This window comes from Arthrobacter sp. P1_B3, assembly GCF_056406615.1.
Genome location: NZ_JBFTZV010000001.1, coordinates 224172 through 249977, shown reverse-complemented (window position 1 = coordinate 249977; position 25806 = coordinate 224172). Strand labels below are relative to the sequence as shown.

The window sequence follows — 25806 nt, the reverse complement described above, 5'->3', positions numbered from 1 at the left end:
AGATCAACGCGACGGAGTGTCATGTCCATTCGTCTTGAAGACGCCCTGAACCATCCGACGCTGGCGGCCGCCGATCCCATCATCCGGGCAGCGGCAGGGGCTGCCGCCAGGACCCAGCTGCGGTGGATCCACTCCAGTGAAATCATCGACATCGCGCCCTTGCTGGCCGGCGGGGAGCTTCTGCTGACAGGCGGGGAAGCTCTCGCCCTCGCCTCTGAGGAGCGGCAGGTCAATTACGTTCGCCAGCTGGCAGAGCGGGGTGTGGCGGCCGTAGCCATCGAGACCGGGGCGGCCCTTCCGTCGCTGCCGTCCTCGATGGTGGCGGCCGCCGAAGCAGCCGGCCTTCCGCTGATCGAACTTCGCGGTGTGGTGCCGTTTGTCGGGGTCATGCAGGCCATCAATTCGATGCTGGTCAGCGACTCGGTGTCCCAGTTGCGGCGGGCAGACGAGGCCAGTCACGCGATGGCCGTCGAGCTGGCACACGGCGGCGGCCTGGACCGGATTCTCGCCGTGCTGGCCGGTATCACCCATGCCGAGGTGACCCTGACGTCCGTCTCAGGTGCGACCCTGGCCAGCGCAACCCCGGGACAGCCGGAGGCCGCCGACGCCGACGCCTCCGCCCTGGGGCCGCAGGAGCAGGCACGCCTGATCCACATCGACGTTCCGATCCGCGGCATTCTCGCTGCGCAGCTGTTGCTCCGGATCCCGCCGGGCGAGGACGAGAACCTGGCCCGTACAGCCGGGAACCGCTCAGTGGACATCCTGGCCCTGGCACTGTTGCAGCGGATGTCTCCCGGGCTCAAGGAAGTCGCCGGGGCGGCCCTGCTTCGCGCGATAGATTCCGGCAGCCAGGCCTGGCGGCTCCAGCAGCTGGCTTCCGCGGCGGGGATTCCGCCGGCTGCCGCGCTCCTGGCCATCGTGATCCGGTCCGACATGCTCCAACAGCTCCGGGCTCCCGTGGAGCGTCTTCTGACCCGCGGGGCGCAGCCGAGCGCCACCTATGTCGACAACGCCGAGCTCCTGGCGGTGGCCGTCCTCCCGGGCGATAATCCGCGCGAAAGCCGGCACGCACTCCTGGCCGGCCTGCGTGGGCTGCCCGCACTGGCCGACACGCTCGGTGCCGTTGGCCCGATGTCCGCCGGGATATCGGAAGCTCCCTGGTCCCTGTCGGAAGCCAGGCTCACGCTGGAGTTGGCGGACACGCTGGGACAGTCACCGGCGGGGGCAGCAGGCCCGCACTGTCCCGTGATCGATTCCGAGGCCTTCGCCGTCGAACGCCTCGCGGTGGGAAGCCTGGACACCGAGCAACGGCGGAACTTCGTGCGCCGGCAACTTGGCGCACTCCTGGACCATGATGCCCAACGCAATTCGCGACTGCTCGATACCCTGGCCACCTGGCTGGATTCCGGATGCAACACCGCCCAGGCGGCCAGGGAACTGCACGTGGAACGGCAGTCGATGCATCAGCGGCTGCAGCGGATCTTCGAGCTGTGCGGCGGCGACCCCCGGCGAACGGGCCGGCTCGCGGCGCTGCATTTGGCCACGCGGCTGGCCCGGCTGAACTGAGGCGGGTGGGCTGCGCTTGCCGGCCCGGCGTCAGTCGCTGCTGCGGGACGCGCGGCCGCCCAGCCGCCTGGTGATTTTGTCGGCCGCAGCCGCGCACGCTTCGCCCAGTCCCTGCAGCCGTTCGCGGGAGACGCGGAACCGGGGCGCCGAGATCAGGACAGCCGCCACGACGTCGCCGCGGTGGTCATAGACAGGAGCAGCCACGCCCACTTCGTCGATGGAGGATTCGCCATAGTTGATGGCCCAGCCACGAGCCGCCACATCCTTGAGCTTCATCTCGTAGCCGTCCAGGCCTGCGTCATCGAGTCCCGGGTAGCTGATCGCTCCGCTGCGCAGGAGCGTACGGACACGTTCGGCGGCCTCGGCAGACAGGAAGACCTGCACGGAGGCGCTCATGGCATCCGTGTACCGGGCGCCCAGCGGGGTGGCGTGCTTGATCTGGTGGTGGCTGGCGATCTGCTCCACGCACATTGATTCGGCGCCGTTCCACACCATGAGGGCGCCGGTTTCGCCGGTCTGTTCGGTGAGTTCACGCAGGACCGGGTAGGCCACACGCCGTTCTTCCAGTTCGGCCAGCAACGGTCCGGCGACGGCGATCAGTCCCAGCCCCAGCCGGAAGCGGCGGGTTTCCGGGTCCCGTTCCACCAGGTGTTCCTGTTCGAAGGTGGCCAGGATCCGGGAAACGGTGCTCTTGTGCAGGCCCACCCGGTTGGCGATCTCGGTGACGCCGAGCAGCGGTTCGTCCGGCGTGAACGTTCGCAGTACGGCGATGGCGTTGACGATGACGGAGGTGCCCTTGGTGTCGCCGGGACGTGGCGCCGCTTCTCTGTCCGTCCCTTGTTGGGGGTGTGGGGGTCAGGCGCCCACGATGTTGTATTCGGGGCCGAAGGGGAACTTCGTGATGTTCTCGGCTCCGTCTTCACCGACCACCAGGATGTCGTGCTCACGGTAGCCGCCGGCGCCGGGCTGGCCGTCCAGGACCGTGATCATGGGTTCCATGGAGACCACCATGCCCGGTTCCAGCACGGTGTCGATGTCCTCGCGGAGTTCCAGTCCGGCTTCGCGGCCGTAGTAGTGGCTCAGGACGCCGAACGAGTGTCCGTAGCCGAACGTCCGGTTGGCAAGCAGTCCGTGGCCCACGTAGATCTCGTTCAGCTCGGCGGCGATGTCCTTGCAGACGGCTCCCGGCTTGATGAGCTCGAGGCCGCGCTTGTGGACCTCCACGTTGATGTTCCACAGTTCCAGGGAGCGGGCGTCGGGTTCGCCGTAGAACAGGGTGCGCTCCAGTGCGGTGTAGTAGCCGGAGGTCATGGGGAAGCAGTTCAGGGACAGGATGTCGTGTTCCTGGATCTTGCGCGTGGTGGCCCAGTTGTGGGCGCCGTCGGTGTTGATGCCGGACTGGAACCACACCCAGGTGTCACGGATTTCCGAATCCGGGAAGGTCCGGGCGATTTCGTGAACCATGGCTTCGGTGCCGATCAGGGCGACCTCGTATTCGGTGATGCCGGCGGTGATGGCGTTGCGGATGGCTTCGCCGCCGAGGTCGCCGATGCGGGCTCCGTGCTTGATCACCTCGATCTCTTCGGCCGATTTGATCATCCGCTGGCGCATCGCGGCCTGGGCAACGTCCACCAGGGCGGCCCCGGCAAACGCCGCCTGGATCTTGTTCCGGTTGTCCAGCGGGAGCGAATCGTCTTCGACGCCGAGCCGGCGGGGGTTAATGCCGCGGGTGCGCAGCGCCTCCTGGATGGCGAAGATGTAGTTGTCCCGGCGCCAGTCTGTGTACACCACGTTGTCGCCGTAGCTGCGCCGCCACGGCATGCCGGCGTCGATGTTGGCCGTAACAGTCACGGTGTCGTCCTTGGTGACCACCATGGCGTAGGACCGGCCGAAGTAGGTGAAGAGGAAGTCGGAGTAGTACTTGATGGAGTGGTAGCTGGTCAGGACGACGGCGTCCAGGTCCTTCTCGGCCATGATGCGGCGCAGTCCGCCGAGCCGGCGCTCAAATTCGGCGTTGGAAAAGGTCAGCTTTTCCTTCTGCCCGTTGTGCAGGACTTTCAGTCGCTCCAGTTCGGCGATGGATGAAGCGTTGTTGGAGGTTGTGACGGTCATGGTGGTGGTGCCTTTCTGCGGTGCTGTTCTTTGGAGGGGAAAAATTGGGGCGTCGGCCGGCTAGTCGTGGCGCAGCGGTTCCTTGCTGGTTTCACGGGAGAGCACGACGGCGATCAGGGAGATGGCCGCGGCGCCGGCCAGATACCAGGCCGGCGCCAGGTCATTGGCTGTCGCGGCGATCAGGAGCGTCGCCATGAACGGCGCAGTGCCGCCGAACAGCGCGTTGGAGAGGTTGAAGCTGACGGCGAAGCCGCTGTAGCGGACACGGGTGGGGAACATTTCCGCCAGGAAGCTCGGAAGCGTGCCGTCATTGAGCGTGAGCATGCCGCCCAGCAGGATCTGGACCAGGACGATCACCAGGAAGTTCCCAGTGCCCAGCAAAGCGAAGGCTGGCACGGTCAGCAGGATGAAGCTCAGGGATGCGGCGATGAGTACCTTTTTCCGGCCGTAGCGGTCCGAGAGCATTCCGGTCAGGAAGATAAACCCGATGTACGTCACCAGGGCGATGGTGGTGGCCAGGAAGGATTCGGCCGCGCCGAGACCGAGTTCCGAAGACAGGTACGTGGGCATGTAGCTCAGGATCACGTAGAACCCGACGGCGTTGAGCAGCACGGCTCCGACGGCTTTCAGCAGCAACCGCCAGTGGTTCCGGAAGAGGCTGGATACCGGGGCCTTGATGGCCTGGTCCTCCTCTGCCAGTTCGCGGAACACCGGTGTGTCTTCCAGCTTGGTGCGGATGTAGCGTCCGATCAGGCCCATCGGGGCGGCGAGCAGGAACGGCAGTCGCCACCCCCAGCTCTGCATCGCTTCGGCGCTGAGCAGGATGGTCAGCAGGCCCGCGAGCAGGGAGCCGAGCAGCAGGCCCGCGGCCGTGCTGGCCGGAACCACCGCAGCGTAGAGGCCGCGTTTGTTGGCCGGGGCGTACTCCACCAGGAAGGCGGACGCGCCGGCGTATTCACCCGAGGCGGAGAAGCCCTGGACGACGCGGACCACCAGGAGAAGGATCGGGGCCCAGATGCCGATGGCGTTATACCCCGGGATGAGGGCGATGCAGAAGGTCGCTCCGGACATGATCAGGATTGACAGGGAAAGCGCGGTCCGGCGCCCCACCCGATCACCAATGTGGCCCCAGACGAAGCCGCCGAGTGGCCGCACCAGGAACGAGATGGCGAACAGGGCGAAAGTCAGCAGAAGCGCGGTCTGGGGATTGGACTCGGGGAAGAAGACCGCGGCGATTGTTGCGGCCAAGTAGCCGTAGACGGCGTAGTCGAACCATTCGACGAAGTTCCCGATGAAACTTGCGGCGACCACCCGCCGTCGGGTCTCCCTGCTGACCACGGGATCTTGCCCGCCCGGGCCCACACGGCCGCTCAACGTGGCCCGTCCGGAGGAAGTACTGCCATGCCCGCTATTCGACTCCGGGCCGATCGGCCCCGCAAGTGGGGCCGGGGAGGAAGTTTCGTTACTCATGTGTCCACCAAAGTGTTTTGGGGTTGCAATCAGTGCAACGCTGTTGCACCAGATTAGGCGTGACCTGTGACACAGTCAATGCTTTTTGTTTTCCGATTTACAAATTACTCCGAGGAAACCGCGACAGAGGAGTTCAGCGGACACCTGCCAGGCCGCAGAACGATAGTTGCAGTCAACGAGACTGAGTTGCATTCATTACGCCGTGCGCGCGTCAGCTTGTGAAAAGCTTGAGCCAGGCAGCGGCGCGGTTCCCTCCGGGGCGGCGCGGTGGCACACTTGGGGGACTATCGAGTGACTGGGGGGATCCACGTCAGGAGATCGTTATGGGCATTCTGGTACACGCGCGCACTTCGGACCGCCGGTCGGCGGTAAAGCCATGATGGCCGGGTGGGCCTATCTCATGGCGGGAATCATGACCGTCGACGCGCTCCTGCTTGGCTTGCTCCTGATGAACGTGAAGTGGCCGAAGCGCTGGAAGAAGAACGGCTGAGGCTTCGGGAACGGCCGCCCACGCAAAACGCCCGGCTGGAAGACACCAGCCGGGCGCGTGCGAGATCTACTCTTGACTACCTAAACACCAGCGGTGTCACAATCACCCTGACATCCGCCAGTCGAGTCCACGTTCATTGACCGCGTTTCCCGGTGCGCGGGCCGGCGGCACAGACTCGGTGCAGTCGCAGCTCAGACCCTGCGCTGCATCTCGCCGCCGGGGGCTACCGCGGCGTCAGCCCCGGAATCTTGCTCTGCGACAGATGACGCCCGCAGCGAACGGCCGCTGGTTTCCGGCAGCAGGAAAGCAGCCAGCAGCGCCGCAGCGGCAATGGCCGTGAGGTAGATGGCGGGGGCGAGCTTGTTCCCCGTACTGGCGATCAGGAACGTGGCGACAAAAGGTGCCGTTCCGCCGAAGATCGCGTAGCTGACGTTGTAGGTGATGGCCGAGGCTGTGTACCTGACGGCCGTCGGGAACACTTCCGACAAAAGGACTGCCGTCACCACGTTGGCCGTCACGGCACCCAGGGCCAACAGGAGCTGGCCGGCCAGCGCGTTGCCGAATCCCCCGGTGGAGGCGAGCAGGTAGGCGGGGACCGCCAGACCGCCTAGAAGGAGGCAGGAAGCCACCATTGTGGTTCGACGACCGACCCTGTCGCAGACCCTGCCTAGGACCGGTGCCATCGCGGCGGCAAACGCCAAGGCGATGACGTTGCTCATGAGGACCTGGTCGGCCGGTAGATGCGCAACCTCCCGCAGGAACGTGGTCATGTACGTGGAGAACGTATAGAAGGACAGCGCCGTCAGGCTGATGTATCCGCCGAGGGCCAGCATGGGATTCCATTGCAGGCGCAGGGTTTGGCGAAGGGGCGCATGTACTGCGGTTGCGCTATTGAGCACTTCCAGAAACATCGGGCTCTCGTCCAGCCTCTGCCGGATGTAGAACGCGACGAGGCCAAGCGGAACCGCCACAAGGAACGGGACGCGCCATCCCCAGCTGTCCATGGCTTCCGCCGGAAGGTTGGCCGTGAGCAGATAGCACAACAGGGCTGCACCGCAGAACGAGGCGAAGGTTGCCGCCGGCATCCAGCTGCTGTAGCGAGACCGTTGATCTGCGGGGGCGTGTTCGATCACGTAGGTGACCGCGCCGGCGTACTCGCCGCCCGCGGACAGACCCTGAACGCTGCGGGCCAAGGTCAGCAACACGGCGGCCCAGATGCCGATGCTGGAATAGGACGGCAGAAGTCCGATGGTCGCGGTTGCGCCGGACATCAGAAGGACCGTCAAGGCAAGAACCTTTTTCCGGCCAATGCGGTCTCCGAGGGCACCGAAGAAGGCGCCGCCCAGGGGTCGCAGGGCAAAGGCGACGGCGAACACGGCGAACGTCTGCAGCAGGCCGGTGATGTGGTCCCCGGCCGGGAAAAACGTTCTTGCGATGACGGGGGCGAGGAATCCGTAGATCGCGAAATCAAACCATTCAACGACGGTGCCGGCAGCGGCGGCGCCGGTGACTTTGCGGAGGGTGGTTTTACTGCTGGGGGTTGCGGTGTAAAGCGTTGTCATGGTGGCTCCCATGGTTGGAAGGGCGTAGTCATTGTTTCGCGGCGAACAGTGCAGAGCGATCCGCGTCCTGGCGTTGTTGCTTTATAGCCAAATTAGTTGGGTCTTATGCGACTGAGATGTGCCGATGTGATACGGCACCGCAAAGCCGATGAGTGCCTCCCGGCAGGGACGAAAAAGGCGGCTTCTCACTGAGGTGAAGATGGCCGCCCTTTTCGGGCGTGCGGGTGGGTTAGGGGGTGGTGGTTTCGCTGAACTTGGGGAGGTTGTTGAGGTAGTCGAGGACGTTGCTGAGGGGTTCGACGTCGCCGAATTTGGAGTCGATGTCGAAGAGGTTCCAGGCGACGGTCCCGGCGACGCGGTCCCCGACGGCTTCGCGGACCACGATGGGGCGGAAGCCTTCGGCGATGGCGTCCTCGACGGTGTGGCGGACGCAGCCGGCGGCGGTGACGCCGGTGATGATCACGGTGTCGATGCGGTTGACGGTCAGGAACTGCTGAAGGTTGGTGCCAGGGAACGCGCTGGCGCGCTTTTTCGTGATGACGAGTTCGCCGGGCTCGGGGGCGATGCGGTCATCGATCTTGACGGCGTCCAGTCCCTCGGCGAGCAGCTCGACCGGGATCTTGGAGGACCAGAGGCCCATGTCGGAGGGCTTGGAGCGGTCGGTGATGTCGTACGCGGTGGTGGTGTAGATGACCGGGATGCCCTTTTCCCGGGCGGCGTCGTTCAGGGCCTGGCAGGCCGGGATGATCGTGTCCATGTTTTCGCAGGTGAAGGCGTGGCCCTCGCGGGTCCAGGCGTTGGCCATGTCGATGTGGATGATGGCCGGCCGGCTGCCGTAGCCGACGCGGCGCTTGAAGCCGAGTTCGTGGTACTGCTCGGTGCCGGCGGCAAAGGCCTTCTCGAGCAGTTCGTTCAGCTGGGTGTTGAGGTCCTGGCTCATGGGTTTCTCCTTGGATTGATTGACGGCGATCCATCACGACTAGTGAGTTGCTTTCGAATCAAATTAGTTGCTGTATGCGCAACTGAGATGTCAGCAATGTTTAATTTGCATTTCGTGCGGAGCCTGAGTCCGGGGACTGCGGGCCCGGCCGCCGATGGAAGTGACCTGGTTCACATTTTGTTGCTGCATGATCAATATAGTTGCTCGTTCAGCAACTCCACAAGGGTTCTAGCGGATATGACGGCGGTCCGCCGTTTGAGGCAAGGCCCGCCGTCGGACCTATGATTGCTAAATTGGGCCCTCCAATGCGGGCCGCAGACAGATACGACAGACTTAGAAACGGGATGGAACATGGCAGGCAGGCCACGTCAGAGTGACGAAGCCCCTCAGGGCGCCGCGGCGTCATTGCTGAATGGGCTGGGGGTCCTCGAAGCGTTTTCGATCGAAAAACCCGTCCTCGGTGTTACGGAAATTGCCCAGCGTGTCGGCCTGCACAAGAGCACGGTCTCCCGGATTCTGGCGGGACTGGAGAAAGCCCGCTATGTGCAGCGCGATGATGAGACCGGACGTTTTCGCCTGGGCCTCGGGCTCATTGCCCTTTCGGGGCCCTTGCTGGCACAGCTTGACGTGCGCCGGGTGGCCTATCCGGAACTGGAGCGGCTCACCGAGGCCACGCTCGAGACCAGAGCGCTGGCCGTATGGAACGGATCCGAGGCCGTGGTGGTGGAGCAGATTCCCAGTCCGCACCTGGTCAAACACACGGCTGCCATCGGTACCCGGTACAGCAAGTTTGAAAGTTCTTCGGTGCGCATGTTTCTGGCCGACCTGCCAGAGCCGAAGGCAGCCAGCCTGCTCGAGCAGGGGGTGGTTACACTCAAACCAGGCAGTGACCCGGCTCCGGATTTTGCGGAACAGTTGAACGCCAACCGGGAAGCCGGCTACGCCGTCAATGACGGACTCACCACGCCCGAGGAGTTTGGCGTCTCGGCGTTGGTGCGCGATTACAAAGGCGCCGCGGTCGGCTGCATTACGGTTTCAGCACCAAAGTCCCGGGTTCCGGAATCTGTGATCGACGTGCTGGCAGCCAACGTGATGGCCGCCGCCGCCGCCGTCTCGGCCAGGCTGGGCTATCAGGCTCTGGAGCGCCCGGAGGGGGACTCCTAGAGCACCTTCCGGATGGTCTCCTCGAAGCTGGTGACGTGGTGCAGGGCGAGCTCGGCCGCCCTGTCCGCGTCGCCTTCGGCCACCGCCTTGAGCAGCTCCACGTGCTCGTTGACGTGCCCGCTGACCGAGGGGACCTTATCCAGGACCAGGCACCAGATGCGGGTGGCCAGGTTGTCGTAGCGGATCAGTGTGTCTTCCAGGTGCGGGTTGGCAGCGGCCCGGTAGATCAGACGGTGCACTGTCAGGTCGTAGCGCATCAGCTCCCGTGACTCTGCGGGGCTCGGGGCCAGTTCCGCAATGGTCTTGGCGACGTCCAACAGTTCGCGGCGCATGGCGGCGTTGGCCCGCGTTGCCGCCCGGCGCGCCGCCAGCGGTTCCAGCAGTTCCCGGATTTCCGAGACGTCGGCCAGTTCCGTGAAGTCCACGGTGGTGGCAAAGGTACCCCGGCGCGGATAGGAAACCACCAGGTGGTCCACTTCCAGCCGCTTGATCGCCTCGCGCACGGGAGTGCGCCCGAAGCCGAGCTCGGCGGCCAACTGCCCGTCGTTGATGGGTTCGCCCGGGCGGATGTCGAGCATGATCAGCCTGTCGCGCAACTGCCGGTACGCGGCCTCGGCCTGGGACAGGACTTCGTCTTCTGCGGGCGGCAAGACAGTCAGTGCATTCACAGCTCGGCTCCGTTCCTGGTTTCCAAACGGAAGCCCGGTTCCACTTGGCTTCCGGCTATTGACTCCGGTGTGATTCCAATCATAGCATTGACCTCACACTGATATATCAGTCATAACAACAGTGGTATTTCAAAGGAGCAACCGTGGTTGAGCAGTTGAACGAGCGACTTTCCGTAGTCGATCCCGAGGTCGAACAGGCCGTGGCGAGGGAACTGACGCGCCAGCAGTCCACCCTTGAGATGATTGCGTCCGAGAATTTCGCCCCTGCGGGGGTCATGGAGGCGCAGGGTTCGGTGCTCACCAACAAGTACGCCGAGGGCTACCCGGGCAAGCGCTACTACGGCGGCTGCGAGCACGTCGATGTGATCGAACAGCTCGCCATCGACCGGGTCAAGGCCTTGTTCGGCGCCGAGTACGCCAACGTGCAGCCCCATTCGGGCGCCCAGGCCAACGCCGCCGCCATGTTCGCTCTCCTGGAACCGGGCGACACCATCATGGGACTGGCCCTGGCCCACGGCGGCCACCTCACCCACGGGATGAAGATCAACTTCTCCGGCAAGCTCTACAACGTGGTCCCGTACCACGTGAGCGAGCACAACCACCTGGTGGATATGGCCGAGGTGGAGGCCCTGGCCCTCGAGCACCGGCCCAAGATGATCGTGGCCGGATGGTCCGCCTACTCCCGGCAGCTGGACTTCGCCGAGTTCCGGCGCATCGCCGACCTCGTGGGCGCCTACCTCATGGTGGACATGGCGCATTTCGCCGGCCTCGTGGCCGCAGGACTGCATCCGAACCCGGTCCCTTACGCCGATGTCGTCACGACCACCACGCACAAGACCCTCGGCGGCCCGCGCGGCGGGGTGATCCTGGGCAAGGAGGAGTACGCGCGCAAGATCAACAGCGCCGTGTTCCCCGGCCAGCAGGGCGGCCCGCTGGAACACGTGGTCGCGGCCAAGGCAGTGGCCTTCAAGATCGCCGCCTCCCCCGAGTTCAAGGCACGCCAGGAACGCACCCTCGAAGGCGCCAAGATCCTCGCGTCCCGGCTCCTGAAGGACGACGTCGCAGCAGCCGGGATCTCCGTGGTCAACGGCGGCACCGACGTGCACCTGGTCCTGGTGGACCTGCGGAACTCGGAACTGGACGGGCAGCAGGCCGAAGACCGGCTGCACCGGATCGGCATCACCGTCAACCGCAACGCCGTCCCGTTCGACCCCCGCCCGCCCATGGTCTCCTCCGGTCTGCGGATCGGCACCCCGGCCCTGGCCACCCGCGGCTTCGGTGCCGCGGAGTTCACGGAGGTGGCAGACATCATCGCCTCCGCCCTCACCGCACAGGCGCCCGGGAACGAACTCAGCGCTGACACAGCCGCCGAACTGCGCGGACGTGTCAGCGCCCTGGCCGCACAATTCCCCCTCTACCCGCACCTTGGCGCCGGCACAGCGGCAACTGGGCTTGAGGCAGAACTGATTGGAGCAGCACAATGACCACCGAGCACCTGCCGGAGCACCCGGACTTCCTCTGGCACAACCCGGACCCCAAGCCCTCCTACGACGCGGTCATTGTTGGCGGCGGCGGACACGGGCTGGCGACGGCGTACTACCTGGCCAAGAACCACGGGATGACCAACATCGCCATCCTGGAAAAGGGCTGGCTCGCCGGCGGCAACATGGCCCGGAATACCACCATCATCCGTTCCAACTACCTCTGGGACGAGAGCGCGGCGATCTACGAGCACGCCTTGAAGCTGTGGGAGATCCTGCCGGAAGAACTCGAATACGACTTCCTGTTCAGCCAGCGCGGGGTCATGAACCTGGCCCACACCCTGGGCGACGTCCGCGAAAGCGTCCGCCGCGTCGGCGCCAACAAGCTCAACGGCGTGGACGCCGAGTGGCTGGACCCGCAGCAGGTCAAGGAACTCTGCCCCATCCTGAACATCAACGACAACATCCGCTACCCGGTCATGGGCGCCACCTACCAGCCGCGCGCCGGCATCGCCAAGCACGACCACGTCGCCTGGGCGTTCGCCCGCAAGTGCGACGAGCTGGGCGTGGACATCATCCAGAACTGCGAAGTCACCGGCTTCGTCAAGGACGGCAACCGCGTGGTGGGCGTCAAAACCAACCGCGGCACCATCAACACCGAAAAAGTGGGCCTGTGCGCCGCCGGGCACAGCTCGGTCCTGGCAGAAATGGCAGGGTTCCGGCTCCCCATCCAGTCCCACCCCCTCCAGGCACTGGTGTCCGAGCTCCACGAGCCCGTCCACCCCACCGTGGTCATGTCCAACCACGTCCACGTCTATGTCTCCCAGGCGCACAAGGGCGAACTGGTGATGGGCGCCGGCGTGGACTCCTACAACGGCTACGGCCAGCGCGGCTCCTTCCACGTGATCGAGCACCAGATGGCCGCCGCCGTCGAACTCTTCCCGATCTTCGCCCGTGCGCACGTGCTCCGGACCTGGGGCGGAATCGTGGACACCACCCTGGATGCCTCCCCGATCGTGGGCACCACCCCGGTGGAGAACATGTTCGTCAACTGTGGCTGGGGAACCGGCGGATTCAAGGGCACACCGGCTGCCGGCCTGACGTTCGCGCACACGATCGCCACCGGAACACCGCACAAACTCAACAAGCCCTTTGCCCTCGAGCGCTTCGAGACCGGCGCCCTGATCGATGAACACGGCGCCGCCGCCGTCGCCCACTAGAAAGGTACGGACATGCTCCTTATTCCCTGCCCCAGCTGCGGTCCCCGCGACGAGACCGAGTTCCACTACGGCGGCCAGGCCCACGTGCCCTACCCCGAAAACCCGAACGAACTGAACGACCGCGAATGGGCCGAGTACTTGTTCTACCGCGACAACACCAAGGGCGCCTTCGCCGAACGCTGGCTGCACAGCACCGGCTGCCGGCAATGGTTCAACATGCTCCGCGACACCGTCACCTACGACATCCAGGCCATCTACCCGATGGGCACGCCCCGGCCCGCCACGGGACCCACAGCCCCCACTATCACCAGCCCCGTTTCCCCGGAAGGATCCTCCAAATGAGCGCTCAGCCGCAGCCCGCGCGTCTTAGCACCGGCGGACGCATCGACCGCAGCGTCACTTGGCGCTTCACCGTGGACGGCCGGGAGTACACGGGCCACCCCGGCGACACCCTCGCCTCCGCCCTGCTGGCGAACGGCCGGCTGGAGGCGGGCAACTCCCTCTACGAGGACCGGCCGCGCGGCATCATGTCCGCCGGGGTCGAGGAATCCAACGCCCTGGTCAAGATCGCCGCCCGGTTCCCGGGCCACGTGGCCGAGTCCATGCTCCCCGCCACCACCGTGTCCCTCGTGGACGGCCTCAGCGCCGAATTCCTCAACGGGCTGGGAAAACTGGACCCGGACGAGGACCGCGCCGAGTACGACAAGAAATACGTCCACACCGACGTCCTCGTGATCGGCGGCGGCCCCGCGGGCCTGGCCGCCGCGCGGCAGGCCGTCCGCGCCGGCGCCCGGGTCATCCTCATTGACGACCAGCCCGAGCTCGGCGGCTCGCTGTTGTCCGGATCCACCGATCCGGCCCTCGCGGAGAGCATCGAAGGCCAGCCCGCGCTGGACTGGGTGGCCAACGTTGAAGCCGAACTGATCTCCGCGGCCGACTGCACGGTGCTGAACCGCACCAGCGCCTTCGGCTCCTACGACTCGAACTACGTCATTGCGGCCCAGAACCGGACCGACCACCTCCTGACCCCGGCCGCGCCCGGCGTTTCCCGCCAGCGGATCTGGCACATCCGGGCCGCCCAAGTCGTCCTGGCCCCGGGCGCCCACGAACGCCCGCTGGTCTTCGAAAACAACGACCGCCCCGGCATCATGCTCGCCTCCGCGGTCCGCACCTATCTCAACCGCTACGCCGTCGCCGCGGGTTCCCGGGTGGTCATCAGCACCACGAACGACAGCGCCTACGCCCTGGCCGCCGACCTCCGCGCGGCCGGAATCGGTGTAGAGGCCGTCGTGGACGCCCGGCCGCAGCTGAGCGAAACCGCCGCGGCAGCCGCGGCCGCGGGAACGCGCGTGCTGATCGGCAGCGCCGTCGCCAACACCACCGCTGCTGTGTCCGGCGACGGCCGGCTCCTCGGCGTCACCGTCCGGAGCATCAACGACGCCGGCGAGCTCACCTCGGGCATCGAACACCTCGCCTGCGACCTGCTGGCCGTCTCCGGCGGTTGGTCACCGGTGGTGCACCTGCACTCCCAGCGCCAAGGCAGGCTGCGCTGGGACGAAGACCTCGCCGCCTTCGTCCCCCACAGCGTGGTTCCCAACCAGCAGGTGGCCGGATCCGGACGCGGCAGTTACGCCCTGGACGACTGCGTGGCCGAAGGCATCTCCGCCGGGGCCGCTGCGGTCATCGCCGCGGGCTTCGAGTCCGACGCGGAACCGTCTGCGCCGACGCCGCCGCGCGCCGCCGCCCCCACCCGCCAGCTCTGGCTGGTCCCCGGACAGGAAGGCGGCCCGGAAGACTGGCACCACCACTTCGTCGACTTCCAGCGCGACCAGACCGTGGCCGACGTGCTGCGCTCCACCGGGGCCGGCATGCGCTCGGTGGAACACGTCAAGCGCTACACCTCGATCAGCACCGCCAACGATCAGGGCAAGACGTCCGGCGTGAACGCGATCGGCGTGATCGCAGCAGCCCTCAAGCACGGCGGCGGGGAAACGGTTGGGGTAGGCGAAATCGGGACCACCGCGTACCGCGCGCCCTTCACCCCGGTGGCATTCGCTGCCCTGGCCGGACGCCAGCGCGGCGAACTCTTCGACCCCGCCCGCCTGACCTCCATCCACCCCTGGCATGTCGCCCACGGCGCCCTGTTCGAAGACGTCGGCCAGTGGAAGCGGCCCTGGTACTACCCGCAGGACAGCGAGGACATGGACACCGCGGTCCTGCGCGAATGCGCTGCCGTCCGCGAATCCGTGGGCTTCATGGACGCCACCACCCTGGGCAAGATCGAGATCCGCGGCAAGGACGCGGGCGAGTTCCTGAACCGCATCTACACCAACGCCTTCAAGAAGCTGGCACCGGGTTCGGCCCGCTACGGCGTCATGTGCACCCCGGACGGGATGATCTTCGACGACGGCGTCACCTTGCGCCTGGACGAGGACCGGTTCTTCATGACCACCACCACCGGCGGCGCGGCCAAGGTCCTGGACTGGCTGGAGGAATGGCTGCAGACCGAATGGCCGGAACTGGATGTGCACTGCACCTCCGTCACGGAGCAGTGGTCCACCATCGCCGTCGTCGGACCGAAATCCCGGGCCGTCCTCGCCAAAATGGCTCCGGAACTGGCAGCCGACGGCGGCCTCGACGCCGAGGCTTTCCCGTTCATGACATTCCGCGAGACCACCCTGGCTTCCGGCGTCCAGGCCCGGGTCTGCCGGATCTCGTTCTCCGGCGAACTGGCCTACGAAATCAACGTCCCGTCCTGGTACGGGCTGAGCACCTGGGAAGCCGTGGAGGCGGCCGGCGCGGAGTTCAACATCACCCCGTACGGCACCGAAACCATGCACGTGCTGCGTGCGGAGAAGGGGTACCCGATCGTCGGTCAGGACACCGACGGAACGGTCACCCCGCAGGATGCCGGCATGGAATGGGTGGTGTCCAAGGTCAAGGACTTCATCGGCAAACGCTCGTACTCCCGCAAGGACGCCGCCCGCACCGACCGCAGGCACCTGGTCAGCGTCCTCCCCGTGGACGGCACCATCCGGCTCCCCGAAGGCACCCAACTGGTGGAGCAGGGCATCACCGTCAACCCCGCCTACGGCCCCGTGCCCATGCAGGGATTCGTCACCTCGAGCTACCACAGCGCCGCGCTGGGCAGGTCGTTTGCGCTGGCCCTGATCAAGAACGGGCGCAACCGCATCGGCGAAACCCTCGTGGCGGCCGCCGGTGACCAGCTGGTGGACGTCGTCGTCGCAGAAACCGTACTTTTTGACTCTGAAGGGGCCCGTAAAGATGGCTGACACAGCAGCACTCGAAAATTCCAAGAAGATCCAGACCCTCCGGAAGAGCCCGGCGTCGGGCCTATGGGCAGCTTTTGAAGCGGGCTCCGTTGCGGGCACGGTGGAGCTGCGCGAGGTGCCGTTCCTGACCATGGCCGGGATCCGGGTCGATCCCGACGGCGATGCCGGGGAGCGGCTGGGCAAACGCACGGGAGGCCTTCCCACCGCTTCCGGGGAGGTCCGCAGCAGCGGTGACACCGCGGCGCTGTGGCTGGGCCCGGCAGAATTCCTGCTGGTGGCACCGGCGGAATCCCATGAAAGCCTGGGCGGTGAGCTCCCCCGGACGCTCACCGACGCACTCGGCGACGCCGAGGGCCAGGTGGTGGACCTCTCCGCCAACCGCACCACGCTCGAACTCTCCGGGCCCCGGGCCCGGGACGTTCTGGAGAAGGGCTGCGCCCTGGACCTGCACCCCCGCGTCTTCACGGCCGGCACGGCGCTGTCCACGGAAATCGGCGGCATCCCCGCCATCTTGTGGAAGACCGCGGAAGAGACCTACCGAATCTTTCCGCGGGCATCCTTTGCGGAGTTCCTGGGCCGCTGGCTCCTCGATGCCATGCGCGAATTTGCGTCCACCGAGGTCCCCTGATGGCACTTAGCGTCCTGGACCTGTTCTCTGTTGGCATCGGGCCGTCCTCCTCCCACACGGTCGGCCCGATGCGGGCGGCCAAGCTCTTCGCCGACGGGCTCAAGAGTGACGGGACACTGAGCTCGACTACCAGAGTGCAGGCCGAGCTGTTCGGTTCCCTGGGTGCGACCGGACGGGGACATGGATCGGACAAGGCTGTGGTCCTCGGTCTTCAGGGACAGGACCCCGAGACCGTGGACACGGGCACGGCGGATGACCAGGTGGCGGCTGCGGCCCTGGACGCGGAGCTGCAGCTCGCCGGCCACCACCGGGTGGACTTCAACTGGGACGAAGACGTGGTCCTGCACCGCCGCAAGTCCCTCCCGGCCCACCCCAACGGCATGACCTTCCGGGCACTGGACCACTCCGGCGGCGTCCTCAGCGAACGGAGCTTCTACTCCATTGGGGGCGGCTTCGTTGTTGACGGCGATGCCCAGGGCGCTGACCATGTGGTGGCAGACGACACCGTGCTGCCCCACCCCTTCACCACGGCCAACGAGCTCCTGGAAATTTGCCGCCGCGAAAATATGTCCATCTCCGACGTCATGCTCGCCAACGAACTCGTCTGGCGCAGCGAGGCCGAACTCCGGGAAAAACTCCTGGCACTGTGGGCGGTCATGCGCCAATGCGTGGACAACGGCTGCGCTGCCGAGGGCATCCTGCCCGGCGGGCTGAACGTCAAACGCCGCGCCCCGTCCCTGTTTCGGACGCTGGCAGCATCCGCCGTCAGCGCCGAGGCGGATGCCCGGAACCCTTCGCTCGTCCACGTGCCCGCTGACCCGCTGCTCGCCATGGAATGGGTGAACTTGTTCGCCCTGGCCGTCAACGAGGAAAATGCCGCGGGCGGCAGGATCGTCACGGCCCCCACCAACGGCGCCGCCGGAATCGTCCCCGCCGTGCTGCACTATTACGTCAAGTTTGTCCCGGGCGCCGACGACGACGGCGTCGTCCGCTTCCTGCTGGCAGCGGCCGCCGTCGGGATCCTGTTCAAGATCAATGCCTCCATCTCCGGGGCAGAGGTCGGCTGCCAGGGCGAAGTCGGATCGGCCTGTTCCATGGCGGCGGCTGGACTCTGCGAAGTGCTGGGCGGGACCCCGGAACAGGTGGAAAACGCCGCCGAAGTCGGGATTGAACACAACCTCGGCCTGACCTGCGACCCCGTGGGCGGGCTGGTGCAGATCCCCTGCATCGAACGCAACGCCATCGCCAGCGTCAAAGCCATCAACGCCGCCCGTCTGTGCCTCCACGGCGACGGCAGCCACAAAGTCTCGCTGGATAAAGCCATCAAGACCATGCGCGAAACAGGAGCAGACATGAAAACCAAGTACAAGGAAACCTCCCGCGGGGGCCTCGCCGTGAACGTCGTGGAGTGCTGACCATGACCACCGACCAGACACCCGACACCGTGGAGCACGTCCTGACCCTGGACTGCCCGGAAACGCGAGGAATCGTCTACGCCGTGTCCGGCTTCCTGCTGGACCAGGGCTGCGACATCCTGGAAAGCAAACAGTTCGACTCACAGCTGGACGGCCACTTCTTCATGCGGCTCCAGTTCGCGTCGGCCGGAGACCAAACCACGCTGGATGTGCTCAGGGAGGCGTTTGTGCCGGTCGCCGAAAAATTCGGCATGCGCTGGGAGCTGCGGCGGTCCGGGACCAAACGGCGGGTCCTGATCATGGTCTCGAAATTCGAGCACTGCCTCAACGATCTGCTGTACCGGGCACGCACCGGTGAACTGCCCATCGAGATCGTCGGCGTCGTCTCCAACCACCCCGATCACCGTCGGACCGTCGAATGGCACGGCATCCCCTTCTTCCACGTGCCCGTCACCCCGGACACCAAGCCCGCGGCCGAAGAGCGGCTCCTGGAACTGATCGACCGGATGGACGTGGAACTGGTGGTCCTGGCCCGATACATGCAGGTCCTCTCCGACAACCTCACCCGGCAGCTGGACGGCCGCGCCATCAACATCCACCACTCCTTCCTGCCCAGCTTCAAGGGTGCAAAGCCCTACCACCAGGCGCACGCCCGGGGCGTGAAGACGGTTGGCGCCACCGCCCACTATGTCAACGCGGAGCTGGACGAAGGGCCCATCATCTCCCAGCAAGTGGTGGACGTGGACCACACCTTCGGCCCGGACGATCTCGTGGCCGCCGGACGCGATACGGAATGCAAGGCACTCTCAAACGCCGTCCGCTGGCACTGCGAGGGACGCGTCATCCTCCAGGGCAACAGGACAGTAGTGCTGCGTTAGCCGTAACTCCTGTGGAGGTCCGGAGTTTCCCCACCTTTGCCGCCACTTGGCCGGGACCCGCCAGCGTGTTGGGCGGGCACGCCGTCGGAACCGAAGCAAAGGTGGGGAATCCGGGAACAGCCATCGTCGGCGCCGTACGGCTAGTCTTCAACTAGCTGTACCTGTCCCAAACGCCCGGCCACACAGAAACCAGGCACCATGATCCTTACCCCCGAGGACCGCGACGCCGCTGCCGCTCCCGCCTACTTCCTGCGGGGCGCCCTCCTGAGCGATGGTGCCGTTACCCCGGACTCCGTGGTGGCGGTGACCGACGGCCGGATCGCCTACGCGGGACCCAGCGGCGGCTTTGACGCCGGGCAGTTCCCTGGGGCCGAGGAGCTCCCGGTGCCGCAGGGCAGTTCGCTGCTTCCCGGGCTTGTTGACCTCCACTGCCATGGCGCCGCGGGCGGCGGATTCCCAACCGGAGATGACCGGGCCTGCCGGGAGGCGGTGGACTTCCTGCACCGCCACGGGACCACCACCCTGCTGGCCAGCCTGGTCACGGCCCCGGGCGATGAGCTGGTGCGGTCGCTCGGCGTACTCAAGGTCCTGGCGGCCGAGGGACTGATCGCAGGCGTCCATTCCGAGGGGCCCTTCCTCTCCTCCGCCCGCTGCGGCGCGCAGAACCCCCGCTGGCTCCGGGACCCCGATCCTGAACTGCTCCGGCACCTGCTGGCGGCCGCCGGCGGAGCCCTGCAGACCATGACTTACGCCCCCGAACTGCCCGGCGCCAGTGAACTGCTCCGGATTCTCACGGACCACGGAGTCACCCCCTCGCTGGGCCATACCGATGCCGATGCCCACGTAGCGGCCGCCTCGCTGGCGGAAGCCGCGGACCTCATCGGCAGGGCCGCGGCCGGTGGCGCCTTCGGGCCGCAGGCCCGGCCCACCGTGACCCATCTGTTCAACGGCATGCCTCCCCTGCACCACCGCAGTCCCGGCCCCGTTGCCGCGTGCCTGCGTTTGGCGGCGGCCGGCACGGTTGTGGTCGAGCTAGTCGGCGACGGCGTCCACCTCGACCCCGAGACGGTCCGGATGGTGTTTGACCTGGTCGGAGTCGAGGGCATTGCGCTGGTGACAGACTCCATGGCGGCGACCGGGCTGCCCGACGGCGAGTACGAACTCGGCAGCTCGGATGTTGTGGTGCACGACGGCGTGGCCACCTTGCGGAGTAACGGCGCCCTTGCCGGGGGCACGGCGACCCTGCTGGAGGTTGTCCGCGCCACGATCGCGGCGGGCGTGAGTCCTGCCGACGCCGTCATGGCGGCGACCCTGGTCCCGGCCCGTGTCCTGGGTCTGGAAACCGAGATCGGCGGGCTCCGGGCCGGAATGCGCGCTGACGTTATCGCCGTTGACCCGGGCTTCGAACTCGTGACCGTCCTTCGCGGCGGACGGATCCTGCCGGAATGCCGGCGCGTCGCGCAATAGCACCCTAATCCGGCGGCGCTGCGGAAGTTTCGAGCCGTCCGGCTTGTTGTTGTGATTGTGGGTAAAAAAATCTCCGGAAAGGAGCCCGCCATGATCCGCATCGCTATCGTGCTCGGGAGCACCCGGCCCGGACGCCTCGGAAAGGCCGTCGCCGACTGGGTAAGTGCCCGGGCATCAGAACGCGGCGATGCCACCTTTGACGTCCTCGACGTCGCCGACTTCCGGCTCCCGCTTCTCGACGAGCCGCTGCCGCCCTCCTTCGGCCGGTACAGCCAGCCCTACACCAAGGCCTGGTCCGAGGCTGTCGACGGTTTCGACGGCTACATCTTCGTCACCGGCGAGTACAACCACTCGATCCCCGGGGCGCTGAAAAACGCGCTGGACTACCTGTACAAGGAGTGGAACAACAAGGCTGCCGGGTTCGTCAGCTACGGAAGCAGCGGCGGCATCCGCGCCGTCGAACACCTCCGGGGTGTGGCGGCAGAACTGCAGATGGCAGACGTCCGGGCCCAGGTTGCGCTGCCATTGGCCACGGAGTTCGCGAATTACCGCACCTTCATCCCGACGGCGGCCGCCGAGGCGAGTCTGCAGACCTTGTTCGACCAGGTGATCGCCTGGGCCGGCGCGCTGAAGATCCTCCGCCCGGGCCACGCCCGAGGGAAAGAAGACGCCAGCGCCGCCTAGCGGCTGTGCTGACTATCTGCTGCGCAGGCGCGCGGCCTGGCGGGACGGCTGGTCGGGTGTCCCCAACTTGATAGCGCTGTACGCCTAGGCCGGGGTCCCCGTCCTGCGCCGCCGACGACGGACGGGAGGCGCGTCCCCGCCATGTGGTGCCCCTGCATAGGGACTGGGCAGGGGCTCTTTCTGGACCTGAACGGAATCGGGCACCAGGACATGGACCGTGGCGCCGGCGGCTTCCCGTGTAGCTCCGCCCGCGACGCTCCGAAGATAGTCGAGGGCTCCCTCCTCGCTGAGTCCGTACTCCCGCACCAGCGTCCGCAACGCCAGGCCGGCCAGCGCCCGGGAGAGCTGGGCCGAGGACAGATCCGCGCTGCTCCCGGACCTCAGCGCCAACTGCTCAACCAAACGCAGTGCACGGGACAGGTGGCGGGCCAGGCGAGCCGCGGCGGTGATATCTGCGCTGGTGAAGACATGCGGCCACGGCGCGTACAAGTTCACAGCGGCCTGGAATACCGATTGTGGGACCAGCGGAACGGATATGAGGGACCGGGCTCCGAAGGCTGCGGCGGCGCTGGCGTACCCGGGCCAGCGGCGCTCCAGGGAGGTGTCGCCCACGAACACAAATTCACCGCTGCGAACCGCTGTGCGAGCCGGCCCGTCGTCGAAGGATCGCTGCGCCTCATCTGCGGCCCGCGCCGGTTCGCTGCCGGCAGTAAGGGTGAGGGCCTCCGCGGACCCGAGCAGGGTGATTGCCCAGCTGATCCCGCGGCCGGGACCACCGATGTCGTCGACAAACTCACTCACGGCTTCGCTGAGGAAGGCACCGACATCCGGGTCGTTGAAGTGCAACTCCCAGAAGGAGGCATGACGATCCTGCCGGCCGTCTCTTGCAGTTCCTTGGGTCATGTTCCACGCTCGAAATCAAAGCACGCAGCTCACTGCTGAACCGATGAAAACAGCATACGTCCGGGCGGACACCGCCGCGCCATCCATCTGTCAGAGCCGACGATCCCGCCGCCTGTCGCTTGATCCTCGGCTGTTCCGGTGGGCTGTTCCGGTGATTGCAGAGCCCCATCAGCCCCGCGGCGGCCCAGGGAAGTTTTCAACGTCCTTCCCTGGACCGCCCGCCCCGGCTTCAACACCAGTCGCGGAGGACCCGTCCGCCGTGGCACAACCATTTATACCCGCGTTCACCCGGTCCCAAAAGAGCCATTTGGCCCCTGCCGGCCGGCCATGCATTTCCACCCAATTCACCCCCGGCGGATGAGGTCCGCGCCCGCGTCCCGGCGGAGGATGAATACGGCCCCCGATGCTCGGAGCCAACACCCCAGCTGGAAGAGGATCTTCCGATGTCGAAACCCCGCGCTATTCTCTTGGGATTCATCGCACTTGGGACCACCATCGCCCTGCTCACCGGATGCAGCCCAACCAGCCCGCCGGCGGCCACTCCCAGTCCGGCCGTGACCGTCTCAAGCCCCCCGGCAAGCACGTCGCAGGTCTGCGCGGCCATCGATGCCCATGCCGCAGCTCTGGCAGAGTTCAAGTCCACGCTCAAGCCTGATGCCACGATCGAGCAGGTCCGCGCGGCCCAAGATCAAGTCACGAAGACCTATGACGATCTCGTCAAGGCGAGCGAGAACCTCGCCCAGCAGCGGGCGGATGCCGTCAAGGCCGCCGAGGCCAAGTTCAATGCCGCCGTCGCGGCGGTCCCCGACGACGCCACGTTGACCCAGGCAGCTGATTCCCTCCGCGACGAGGCCTCCAACGTCGAGGCCGCGATCCGTGACCTCAGGGCTGAGGTCAATTGCTAGCTGGCAATGCCTGTGACGAAGTTCGTGTTTCAGTCGCCGGTGCGACGACCTCACAAAGGCCGGGCTGAAGGGATTGCGCCCGGTGCAGTACCGTACGCAGTCCCTTCAGCTCCGACTCCTTGGCGAGCAGGTCAGGCGGTGGGCTGGGTCACTTGTTTTCCGGGAGGAACATTGCCTTTTCCAGCGGTGTCACGGTGAGTGATTTGAGCTGGGCAATCCCGCCTTCTGCGAAGAGGGCCATCTTGTCGGCTCCGGCGTTGGGGAACACTTGGTCGGTGATGGTCCGCAGACCGTTCTGGGCGAACACTTCCACCGATGAGCGGTCGAGGTAGATCCGCATGGTGATGTTGCCGTCCTTGTCCAGGGTGACGGGGGCGTCCTCGACGGAAGCGAATGCCGGGTGGAACGCGGTGTTGCCGGAGTTGGTGCGGTCAACGAACATCTTTCCGGTCGTGGCGTCGTAGCCGATAACGGTGGAAGTGTTTGCGTCGCCCAGTACGGTGATGCCGGATTTTTTCGCCGTGCCGGGTGCGAAGGTGATGTCCACCCGCTGGACCTGGCCCGATGCGGAAGCCGGGAGCTGGTGTGTCCCGGCGGGAATCGGTCCGCCCTTCTTATCCTGATAGGAGACTCTCCCGCCCAGTTGTTCCACTTGCTTGACAGCGCTTTGGGTGAGGCGGGGGCCGTCAGGAGTCGTGGTCAGGTTGACCTTGCGGGGAAGTGCCATGGCGCTGCGCCAGGGGCTGGTGGGGATGTCGTTGGCGTAGTCCCAGTTGTTCATCCAGCCGAGCATGACCCGCTTGCTATCGGGCATGTTGGCGAAGGACACGGAGGCGTAGTAGTCGCGTCCGTAGTCCAGCCAGTCATAGGTCTCCAGGGCCGACTGTGCCGGTTTCGAGGAGAGCATGAACTCGTCCGCGAGAATGTGGCCCCAACCGAATCGGTTATTGTCGACCACTTTGATATGTGCTTGTTGGCCAACGAATTCTTTGACATTCCATGATGCCCAGTCGAGCTTTTCACTGTCGTTTCCGGTGGCCGTGCGGACAACTTGTCCGTTGACCACGAGGTTTACCGATTCCTCGTCAGACCGGGGAACGGCCGGGCCGTCAGTCAGCATGACGTGGTCAAGGGTCAGGTGTCCCCACCCGCCGGTGGCCTGGTCAACTACACGCAACTGTGCATTCTGTCCCGCGAACTCGGAGACGTCCCAGCCTTTCCAGTTCAGGATTCCGGAATTGTCTCCTGCGAGGGAGCGGACCACCTTGCCGTTGACGAGCAACTGGGCGGCCAGGATCTGTCCGGAGTCCGCGGAGCGGTTGCCGCCGCCGACCAGCATGCTCATGAAATTCTTGGTGATGGGGAATTCCGGTGATGTCAGGGTGCCCTGTCGGTCATCGCCCGGCGTGTTGCCGGTTTCGAAGGTGTTAATCCGTTTGGCCCCGAGGTAGAAGTCCCCGCCGCTGGTGGAGGGCTGGAAGTTGGGGGTGAGGTCGCCGGTCCCGGTCCAGCCGGTGTCGGCCAGCGATGTCCCGGCGGGAACCTCGAAGCCGTCAAACTTGAGCTCTCCTGCGGGCGGGGTGTTGTCCAGTTTGTCGGAGACGCGGGGGTGCTTGCCGCCGCCCACGAGGAAGTTCAGGTAGTCGTCGGTCACGGTGAAGTTAGGTGACTGCATGGACCCGAGCGGCCAGTCGCCGTCGTTGAACGAATTGATCAGGCCACTGCCGTCAAAGCCGGTCACGGGGCTCTGGCCGGGAAGGGCTCCGTTTGCCGGAGTGCTGCCGAATGGGCCGTTCTTCCAGTTTCCTGGCTCGTTGTTGACGGTCCAGCCGTTGTAAGTTCCGTCGTTGAATCCGGCCAGGACCGTGCCGGGAGGGGGCGTGGCCACGGGTTTGGTGGTTTCGGAGGTGAAGGTGGTGCCGTCGAAGTTCCCCACGAAGTACTGGCCGGCGGAGCCGCCGGCCACGCCGCCGGGATTGATGTTGACCACCATGACCCACTTGACGTTCTTCGGGTCGCCGTCCACGGCGAGGGGAAACAGGTCGGGGCACTCCCACTGCCCGCCGGTGGCATTGGCTGGTCCGAATTCACTCAGTGGGGACCAGTCCTTGAGGTTGGCGGACTTGTAGAGGACGACCTTGTGGTCCGTGGCTTCGACCGCGGTCATGAGCCAGTAGCCTCCGCCGCCGGGCGTGTCGTACCAGGACACCTTCGGGTCACGGAAGTTGGCGGAGTTCCGGTTCAGCACAGGATTGCCGGAGTACTTGGTCCAGGTCTGGCCATCATCGAGGCTGTAAGCCAGTGACTGCGCCTGCAGGCCGCGGTGCGGCGAGGCGTCCTTGTAGGCGCTGGTGTAGATGGCCACGAGCGGAGGGTTCTCTTTCGTACCGAAACCGCTCGTGTTGTCCTTGTCGACAACGACACTGCCCGAGAAGACGTCTTCTTGGGCATCGGTGGAGATCGCCAGCGGCTGCTCCTTCCAGTGGACAAGGTCCTTCGACGTGGCGTGGCCCCAGGACATGTTCCCCCAGGTGTTACCGGAGGGGTTGTGCTGGTAGTACATGTGGTAGACGCCCTTGTAGAAGACGAGCCCGTTGGGGTCGTTCATCCAGTTTTTTGCGGGCGTGTAGTGAATGGCCGGCCGGTAAGGTTCGTCCCCGGGGCCTGTCGCGGCCGATGCCGGCAGGGAACCTGCGAGTGCCGCGGCCAGCGTCAGTCCCGCGAGTGTCAGTGCAGAAACGGCGTGCGTCCTGCGGGTGTTCGTGTTCTTCATTCGCTTGATTCGCCCTTCGTTGCGCGCGTCGTCGATAGACAACGTTGTCAGCTCGAAGGACACTAAGTGATGTCCATCAGACAAGTCAACGGTTTTGGCGGCTCAGGCATGAGGCCGGCCGCGCGCGGCTGAGCCGGGCGAAGCGATGGGCGGGCAGCAGAAAATTCCCTCCCAGCGGTAGGGCTGG

Annotated in this window: 20 protein-coding genes; 12 read left to right on the top strand and 8 right to left on the bottom strand. The window is 65.9% G+C overall.

Features of this window, described 5'->3' with window-relative positions:
* Nucleotides 1–21: 21 nt before the first annotated feature.
* Nucleotides 22–1566 (top strand): PucR family transcriptional regulator, encoded by a 1545-nt coding sequence (locus tag AC1D2F_RS01160; RefSeq protein WP_476966017.1) that lies wholly within the window; start codon nucleotides 22–24, stop codon nucleotides 1564–1566.
* 30 nt (nucleotides 1567–1596) lie between these two features.
* Here AC1D2F_RS01160 and AC1D2F_RS01155 read toward each other — a convergent pair whose 3' ends face one another.
* The 5 genes from AC1D2F_RS01155 to AC1D2F_RS01135 form a co-directional block, all read right to left on the bottom strand.
* Nucleotides 1597–2349 (bottom strand): IclR family transcriptional regulator, encoded by a 753-nt coding sequence (locus AC1D2F_RS01155; RefSeq protein WP_476966098.1) that lies wholly within the window; start codon nucleotides 2347–2349, stop codon nucleotides 1597–1599.
* A gap of 72 nt (nucleotides 2350–2421) precedes the next feature.
* Entirely contained in the window at nucleotides 2422–3678 is a 1257-nt protein-coding gene (locus AC1D2F_RS01150; RefSeq protein ID WP_476966016.1) for an aminopeptidase P family protein, read from the bottom strand.
* Nucleotides 3679–3738: 60 nt separating this feature from the next.
* Entirely contained in the window at nucleotides 3739–5148 is a 1410-nt protein-coding gene (locus AC1D2F_RS01145) for an MFS transporter (RefSeq protein WP_476966015.1), read from the bottom strand.
* Between the two features lie 681 nt (nucleotides 5149–5829).
* Nucleotides 5830–7200 carry an MFS transporter gene (locus AC1D2F_RS01140; protein WP_476966014.1) on the bottom strand — a complete coding sequence of 457 codons (1371 nt, stop codon included), beginning with the start codon at nucleotides 7198–7200 and terminating at the stop codon, nucleotides 5830–5832.
* 229 nt (nucleotides 7201–7429) lie between these two features.
* Nucleotides 7430–8140, bottom strand: a complete 711-nt coding sequence (locus tag AC1D2F_RS01135; protein ID WP_364746811.1) for an isochorismatase family protein — start codon at nucleotides 8138–8140, stop codon at nucleotides 7430–7432.
* 285 nt (nucleotides 8141–8425) lie between these two features.
* Here AC1D2F_RS01135 and AC1D2F_RS01130 point away from each other — a divergent pair, with 285 nt between their 5' ends.
* A complete protein-coding gene (locus AC1D2F_RS01130) occupies nucleotides 8426–9304 on the top strand; it encodes an IclR family transcriptional regulator (protein ID WP_476966013.1) in 879 nt (292 codons plus the stop codon).
* On the opposite strand, the gene AC1D2F_RS01125 is transcribed toward AC1D2F_RS01130, so the two are convergent.
* Complete coding sequence (locus tag AC1D2F_RS01125) at nucleotides 9301–9972, bottom strand: GntR family transcriptional regulator (RefSeq protein WP_229996124.1); 672 nt, start codon at nucleotides 9970–9972, stop codon at nucleotides 9301–9303. The two genes, AC1D2F_RS01130 and AC1D2F_RS01125, sit on opposite strands and share 4 nt — an antisense overlap.
* Before the next feature lie 143 nt (nucleotides 9973–10115).
* Here AC1D2F_RS01125 and glyA point away from each other — a divergent pair, with 143 nt between their 5' ends.
* From glyA to AC1D2F_RS01080, 9 genes are all read left to right on the top strand, one after another.
* A complete protein-coding gene (glyA, locus tag AC1D2F_RS01120) occupies nucleotides 10116–11456 on the top strand; it encodes a serine hydroxymethyltransferase (protein ID WP_364746808.1) in 1341 nt (446 codons plus the stop codon).
* Nucleotides 11453–12673, top strand: coding sequence for a sarcosine oxidase subunit beta family protein (locus AC1D2F_RS01115; protein WP_476966012.1), 1221 nt, complete (start codon nucleotides 11453–11455; stop codon nucleotides 12671–12673). Before glyA ends, AC1D2F_RS01115 begins: the two co-directional genes overlap by 4 nt.
* A 12-nt stretch (nucleotides 12674–12685) precedes the next feature.
* On the top strand, nucleotides 12686–13015 hold the full coding sequence (locus tag AC1D2F_RS01110; RefSeq protein WP_476966011.1) for a sarcosine oxidase subunit delta: 330 nt from the start codon (nucleotides 12686–12688) through the stop codon (nucleotides 13013–13015).
* Complete coding sequence (locus AC1D2F_RS01105; RefSeq protein ID WP_476966010.1) at nucleotides 13012–15966, top strand: FAD-dependent oxidoreductase; 2955 nt, start codon at nucleotides 13012–13014, stop codon at nucleotides 15964–15966. The genes AC1D2F_RS01110 and AC1D2F_RS01105 overlap by 4 nt, the downstream gene beginning before the upstream one ends.
* Nucleotides 15959–16594, top strand: a complete 636-nt coding sequence (locus AC1D2F_RS01100) for a sarcosine oxidase subunit gamma (RefSeq protein WP_229996131.1) — start codon at nucleotides 15959–15961, stop codon at nucleotides 16592–16594. The genes AC1D2F_RS01105 and AC1D2F_RS01100 overlap by 8 nt, the downstream gene beginning before the upstream one ends.
* Nucleotides 16594–18009: an L-serine ammonia-lyase gene (locus AC1D2F_RS01095; protein WP_364746801.1), complete on the top strand. Its 1416-nt coding sequence runs from the start codon at nucleotides 16594–16596 to the stop codon at nucleotides 18007–18009. The genes AC1D2F_RS01100 and AC1D2F_RS01095 overlap by 1 nt, the downstream gene beginning before the upstream one ends.
* Nucleotides 18010–18011: 2 nt before the next feature.
* Nucleotides 18012–18887 carry a formyltetrahydrofolate deformylase gene (gene purU, locus AC1D2F_RS01090; RefSeq protein ID WP_229995459.1) on the top strand — a complete coding sequence of 292 codons (876 nt, stop codon included), beginning with the start codon at nucleotides 18012–18014 and terminating at the stop codon, nucleotides 18885–18887.
* A 198-nt stretch (nucleotides 18888–19085) separates the two neighbouring features.
* Nucleotides 19086–20354 (top strand): N-acetylglucosamine-6-phosphate deacetylase, encoded by a 1269-nt coding sequence (locus AC1D2F_RS01085; RefSeq protein WP_476966009.1) that lies wholly within the window; start codon nucleotides 19086–19088, stop codon nucleotides 20352–20354.
* A 90-nt stretch (nucleotides 20355–20444) separates the two neighbouring features.
* Nucleotides 20445–21038, top strand: coding sequence for an NADPH-dependent FMN reductase (locus AC1D2F_RS01080; RefSeq protein ID WP_229995457.1), 594 nt, complete (start codon nucleotides 20445–20447; stop codon nucleotides 21036–21038).
* An 84-nt stretch (nucleotides 21039–21122) separates the two neighbouring features.
* On the opposite strand, the gene AC1D2F_RS01075 is transcribed toward AC1D2F_RS01080, so the two are convergent.
* Nucleotides 21123–21941 (bottom strand): GAF domain-containing protein, encoded by an 819-nt coding sequence (locus AC1D2F_RS01075; protein ID WP_229995456.1) that lies wholly within the window; start codon nucleotides 21939–21941, stop codon nucleotides 21123–21125.
* Between the two features lie 443 nt (nucleotides 21942–22384).
* Between AC1D2F_RS01075 and AC1D2F_RS01070 the strand changes: the two genes are divergently transcribed.
* On the top strand, nucleotides 22385–22846 hold the full coding sequence (locus AC1D2F_RS01070; protein WP_476966008.1) for a hypothetical protein: 462 nt from the start codon (nucleotides 22385–22387) through the stop codon (nucleotides 22844–22846).
* Between the two features lie 148 nt (nucleotides 22847–22994).
* Here the strand turns inward: AC1D2F_RS01070 and AC1D2F_RS01065 are convergent, their stop codons facing one another.
* On the bottom strand, nucleotides 22995–25619 hold the full coding sequence (locus AC1D2F_RS01065; RefSeq protein ID WP_476966007.1) for a GH32 C-terminal domain-containing protein: 2625 nt from the start codon (nucleotides 25617–25619) through the stop codon (nucleotides 22995–22997).
* Between the last annotated feature and the right edge of the window lie 187 nt (nucleotides 25620–25806).